Raw genomic sequence first — 679 nt, forward strand, 5'->3', positions numbered from 1 at the left:
ACTCGGTGGCGGCCCTGGTGCCGCGCGCCGAGATCGAGGGCGAGATGGGCGACAGCCACGTGGGCCTTCAGGCCCGGCTGATGAGCCAGGCGCTCCGGAAGATCACCGGTGTGCTCAGCAACACCGGCACCACGGCGATCTTCATCAACCAGCTGCGGGAAAAGATCGGCGTCATGTTCGGCAGCCCGGAGACCACCACCGGTGGTCGGGCGCTGAAGTTCTACGCCTCGGTCCGGCTCGACGTGCGACGCATCGAGAGCCTCAAGGACGGCACCGACGTGGTCGGTAACCGCACCCGGGTCAAGGTCGTGAAGAACAAGGTCGCCGCGCCGTTCAAGCAGGCCGAGTTCGACATCATGTACGGCAAGGGCATCTCGCGTGAGGGCTCGCTGATCGACGTCGGCGTGGAGCAGGCGATCATCCGCAAGTCCGGAGCGTGGTACACGTACGACGGCGACCAACTCGGCCAGGGCAAGGAGAAGGCCCGGGAGTTCCTGAAGGAAAACCCGGACGTGGCCGCCGAGATCGAGAAGAAGATCCTGGAGAAGCTCGGCGTCGGGGTCGGCGCGGGTGACGCCGCCGGTGGCCCGGAGCTGCCGCCGGTCGACTTCTGACCGGTCGCTGACCCATGGCAGGACGACGCGCTCGTACGGGGCGGGGCTGGTATGCCAGTGGGGCG

At 67.5% G+C, this 679-nt stretch carries 1 protein-coding gene; it reads left to right on the forward strand.

Translation table 11 applies throughout. The features are described from left to right. Positions 1–614: recombinase RecA family protein (locus tag NIE111_RS27360; protein WP_504859657.1), on the forward strand; the 614-nt coding region annotated here is incomplete at its 5' end. Positions 615–679: the final 65 nt, after the last annotated feature.

This window comes from Micromonospora hortensis (assembly GCF_022230935.1).
GTDB classification, from domain to species: domain Bacteria; phylum Actinomycetota; class Actinomycetes; order Mycobacteriales; family Micromonosporaceae; genus Micromonospora; species Micromonospora hortensis.